Raw genomic sequence first — 4,693 nt, forward strand, 5'->3', positions numbered from 1 at the left:
TCGGTGCTGCGGGACCGGGCGGCCGGGATAGCCGACCGGGCCGTGTTCTACGCGGGGTTGAGGGGCCGGGACCACCCGGCGCTGCGGCACGCGACGCGGACGAGCGACTGGGTGCCGGGGCGGGCGCCGTCGTCGCGGGCACTGCTGGTGTCGCTGCCGCAGTGAGGCCGCCGGGAGCCTGGGGCGGGGAGTTCATCGAGCCGTACCTGCCGATCGGCGAGTACGGCCCGTGCCCCGAGCGACTGCGGCACCGGTTCGAGGGCGTGATCCGGTGGTTCAAGACGGGCGGGCAGGAGTAGTCAACGGTCGACCAGCCGTGGAAGCGGGGCTTCACCCGTGGATTCCGCGTCGGTGTCGTCGGTGCCGACCGGGCCGCGGGGAAGCATCCCGTCCAGCCACTTCGGCAGCCACCAGTTGGTCCGGCCGAGGAGTGTCATGGTCGCCGGTACCAGCACCATGCGTACGACCGTGGCGTCGATGAAGATCGCGGTGGCCAGGCCGAGTCCGAACATTTTGGTGGAGGGGTCCTCGGCGACGGCGAAGGACAGGAACACCGCCACCATGATGAGGGCGGCCGAGGTGATGATCCGGGCGGTGCGCGAGACGCCCTCGACGATCGCCGTGCCGTTGTCGCCGGTGCGCAGGTACTCCTCGCGTACGCGCGAGAGGAGGAACACCTCGTAGTCCATCGACAGGCCGAACAGAATGGCGAAGAGGAACATCGGGATGAACGACACGATCGGAACCGTCGCTTCCAGCCCGATGAACGCGCCTCCCCAGCCCCATTGGAAGACCGCGACCATGACGCCGTAGGCCGCGCCGATACTCAGCAGATTCAGCAGTACCGCCTTGAGCGGTACGAGTATCGAGCGGAAGACCAGCATCAGCAGCAGGAACGACATCGCCAGCACGGCGGCGACCAACACCGGCAGGCGTTGGCTGGTGCGTCGGCCCACATCGGACAGGCTCGCGGCGGCGCCGCCGACGTGGGCCCTGGCCGGGCCGTGCCCGATCGCCGTGGGAAGCACGTCGGTGCGCAGCCGGGCGATGGTGTCGGCCGTGGCCTTGTCCTGAGGGCTGGTGGTCGGGAACACCACGAGGGTCGCGATGCCGGTGGCCCGATCGATGTGTGTCGGCGCGACGGACGCGATGCCCGGATCCGCCGCGACCGTGGAGACGAGACGGTCCACCACTCCCCCGTCGCCGGTGGGGTCCACGGCGATGACGAGGGGACCGTTGGTGCCCGGGCCGAACCCCTCGGCGACGAGGTCGTAGGCGCGGCGTTCGGTACGGCTCTGCGGCAGTGAGCCGTCGTCGGGCAGGCCGACGCGCAGGCCGAGCACGGGCAGCGTCGCGGTCAGCAGCAGCCCCGCCGCGCCGACCGCGTACGGCACCGGGTGCCGGCTGACGTGCCCGATCCAGCGACGCCACCCGGCGGCGTGGGCGGCGCCTGCCGCCGGGTCCCGCCGCCGTGCGAGTCGGCCCCGCGTCCTGATCTGTAGAGCCCGGCCGATCCGGCCGGCCCGGCCCAGCCGTGGGCCGGCCGCGCCGAGGAAGGCCGGCAGCAGCGTCACCGACGCGAGCACCATGATCAGGACGACGATCGAGACTGCCAGGCCGCCCACCGTCATGAACGGCACGTTCGCGACCGCCAGGCCGAGGATCGATACGACGACGGTGCCGCCGGCGAAGACCACGGGCCGCCCCGCCGTGGCCACCGCCCGTCCGGCTGCCTCGTGTGGATCGAGCCCGAGCGCGAGGTACTCCCGGTGTCTGGCGAGCACGAACAGCGCGTAGTCGATGCCCACTCCGAGCCCGACCATGCTGCCCAGGACCGGTGCGAAGGTGGGGACCTCTGTCATCCCCGCCAGTACCGTCATCGTGGCGACCCCGACGGTCAGCCCGAAGACCGCCATGCCGATCGGCAGCGCGGCGGCGACGAGCGAACCGAACGCCAGGAACAGGATCGCGGCCGCGGCGAGGAGGCCGATCAGCTCGCTCGCGCCGCCGTCGGGGTCGGAGAAGGCGTAGAAGAGGCTCCCGCCCATCTCGATCCGCAGGGGCAGTTCGGCGCGCAGCCGGTCGCCGAGATCGACGAGGGCGTCGAGGTCCTCGGCCGACAGTCGGCTCTGGTCGGGGTACTGCACCCGGACGACCGCGATCCGCCCGTCGGCCGAGACGAGTCCGCCGCGCACGGCGGTGTCCCGGCCTGCGTCGAGCGCCCCCGCCGGGTCGCTCGTGCCGAGCACGTGCGGCAGCCGCTTCACCTCGGCCCGCAGCCGTGTGAGGGCGGTGCGCGCGCCGTCGTCGCCGAAGAACGTCGCACCGTCGTCGAGGGGGGTGACGACCACTTGGGCGGTCATCCCCTCCTGGCCGGTGCCTGCCCGCTCGATCAGCTCCGCGGCGCGTCGGGAGTCCAGCCCCGGAGCGGTCATCGAGTCCGCGGTACGCCCGCCGAAGGCGACGGCGGCGAGGACGGCGAGCGTGGCGGCGATCAGCCATGCCGCGATCACCCGCCAGGGATGGCGGGCGGCGCTTGCGCCCAGGCGCAACAGGGCTTTCGAGAGCATCGGGTCCTCCAACCACCTCGTCGGCCGTCCTTGTACGGCCGCCGATGCCGAGGCTCGTCGCCACGGCGCTCCGCGGCATCGGCCCACGGGCCGCGGATCCGTAGGCCCCGGGGCGGAGTGACGACCCGTCCTTTCGGCCGATGCGCGCCACGCCGCGGTCCCTAGGCTGGGAACCGTGCTCCGAGACGACCTGCGAACCCTGTGGACCGAACCCCGGCCGCCCGACGCGCCCGCCCGGGTGCGGCGGGACTGGGCGCTGCTCGCCGCGGGCCTTGCCGGTGTGGCGCTGGAGGCCACCCTGCGCGAGAACGTCGTGTGGCGGCCGGTGGCGGTGGTGTTCACCGTATGGCTGTGCCTGCTGCCCCTGTGGCGCCGGACCCGCCCGCTGGCGACGGTGACGCTGGCGTTCGGCTCGGTGCTCCTGCTCACGGTGGCCTCGCTCGTCGCCGCACCGCGCGAGCCCGTCGGCCTGTACACCGGCGCGGTGGTGCTCGTGCTGGTGTACGCGCTGCCCCGGTGGGGATCGGGACGCGAGATCGTGCTGGGCGGCGCGGTGACCCTCGCGACCGGCGCGCTGTGCGTCGTCATGGACGAGACCCCGGTCGTCGAAAAGGTCGTGGGCTTCGTCTTCCTGCTGCTGCCCGGCGCGGTCGGGGCTGCCGTACGGTTCCGGGCGACCGCTCGCGAGCGGCAGTTGGAGCAGCTGCGCTCCCGCGAGCGCGAGCAGCTCGCCCGGGAACTGCACGACACGGTGGCCCACCACGTGTCGGCCATGGTGATCATCGCCCAGGCGGGCCGGGTGCTCGCGGGCACCGACCCGTCCGCCGCCGTCCAGGCTCTGGAGGGGGTCGAGGAGGAAGGGGCGCGCACGCTGGAGGAAATGCGCGCCATGGTCGCCGCGCTGCGCGACCGCGGGGTCGGCGCCGAGCTGGCGCCCCCTGCCGGAGTCGCGGATCTGGAGCGCCTGGTGCGCACCCCGAGTGGTCGCCTCAGGGTCGACCTGGGGCTCGACGGCGAACTGGACGCGCTGCCCCCGGCCGTGGACGCGGCCGTCTACCGGATCGTGCAGGAGTCGGTGACCAACGCGCTGCGCCATGCGGTCGACGCGACCGAGCTCGTCGTTCGGGTCGCCGCGGAACGGCACACGGTACGGGTGAACGTGCGCGACAACGGCCGGCGCACCGGCCGAGGCCGCGACGGTTACGGACTCACCGGACTGCGCGAGCGCGCGACCCTGCTCGGCGGCACACTACGAGCCGGCCCGGGTACTGACCAGGGCTGGCATGTCGAAGCCGAACTGCCGAGAGCGAGGAGCGAGAGCGGTGTCCATTCGCGTCCTCGTCGCTGACGACCAGACGATCATCCGCACCGGGTTGCGGATCATGCTGAACGCCCAGCCCGGCATCGAGGTGGTCGGCGAGGCCGCCGACGGGCGGGAAGCGGTACGTCTGGCCCGCGAACTACGCCCCGGCGTCTGCCTGTTCGACATCCGCATGCCCGTACTCGACGGGCTTGAGGCCACCCGGCTGGTCGCCGGGCCGGGCGTCGCCGACCCGCTGGCCGTGGTCGTCATCACCACGTTCGACCTCGACGAGTACGTCTACGGCGCGCTGCGTGCCGGCGCCCGCGGATTCCTCCTCAAGGACACGGGACCGGACCTTCTGGCCCAGGCCGTACGGTCGGCGTCCGACGGTGAGGCGCTCATCGCGCCCAGCGTCACCGTCCGTCTGCTCCAGGCCTTCTCGGACCTGCCCGCCGGCCGGCCCGTGGTCCAGCCGGTCTCCCCCGTCACCGCCCGCGAGGAGCAGGTGCTCCTCGCCGTCGCTCGCGGGCTGACCAACACCGAGATCGCCGACGCACTGCGCATCAGCCTCAGCACGGTGAAGACGCATCTGGCCAGCCTGATGGCCAAACTCGGCGCCCGCAACCGGGTCGAGATCGCGATGTGGGCCTACGAAACGCGCCGTATCCTCCCCGGAACCTGAGCCGGGTTCCGAACCATGCCCCCTACGCGCCCCAGTGGCGTGGGGGTGCGTGTTCGTCGGCGGGCGCGGGTGGATGAATGGGCCGGGCCGCAGGCCCATGCCTTCAGGGGCGCGGGGAACTGCGCGACCAGCCCCCAC

4 protein-coding genes are annotated in these 4,693 nt (G+C 72.8%); 3 read left to right on the forward strand and 1 reads right to left on the reverse strand.

From position 1 onward, the window contains the following. The first annotated feature begins 161 nt into the window (after positions 1-161). Entirely contained in the window at positions 162-299 is a 138-nt protein-coding gene (locus AOK23_RS47800) for a hypothetical protein (RefSeq protein ID WP_157878009.1), read from the forward strand. Here AOK23_RS47800 and AOK23_RS11870 read toward each other — a convergent pair whose 3' ends face one another. Continuing rightward, entirely contained in the window at positions 300-2,570 is a 2,271-nt protein-coding gene (locus AOK23_RS11870; protein WP_055712692.1) for an MMPL family transporter, read from the reverse strand. A 175-nt stretch (positions 2,571-2,745) separates the two neighbouring features. On the opposite strand from AOK23_RS11870, the gene AOK23_RS11875 reads away from it, so the two are divergent. Both AOK23_RS11875 and AOK23_RS11880 read left to right on the forward strand, forming a co-directional pair. Further along, positions 2,746-3,918: a sensor histidine kinase gene (locus AOK23_RS11875; protein ID WP_055712690.1), complete on the forward strand. Its 1,173-nt coding sequence runs from the start codon at positions 2,746-2,748 to the stop codon at positions 3,916-3,918. Next, a complete protein-coding gene (locus AOK23_RS11880) occupies positions 3,893-4,555 on the forward strand; it encodes a response regulator (RefSeq protein WP_055712691.1) in 663 nt (220 codons plus the stop codon). The genes AOK23_RS11875 and AOK23_RS11880 overlap by 26 nt, the downstream gene beginning before the upstream one ends. Positions 4,556-4,693: the final 138 nt, after the last annotated feature.

It is taken from the genome of Streptomyces torulosus (genome assembly GCF_001419765.1).
In the GTDB taxonomy this organism is placed as follows: Bacteria; Actinomycetota; Actinomycetes; order Streptomycetales; family Streptomycetaceae; genus Streptomyces; species Streptomyces torulosus.

Coding starts and splice junctions, on each gene's coding strand:
- AOK23_RS11870 (WP_055712692.1), bottom strand. CDS start 2,570: ATGCTCTCGAAAGCCCTGTTGCGCCTGGGCGCAAGCGCCGCCCGCCAT.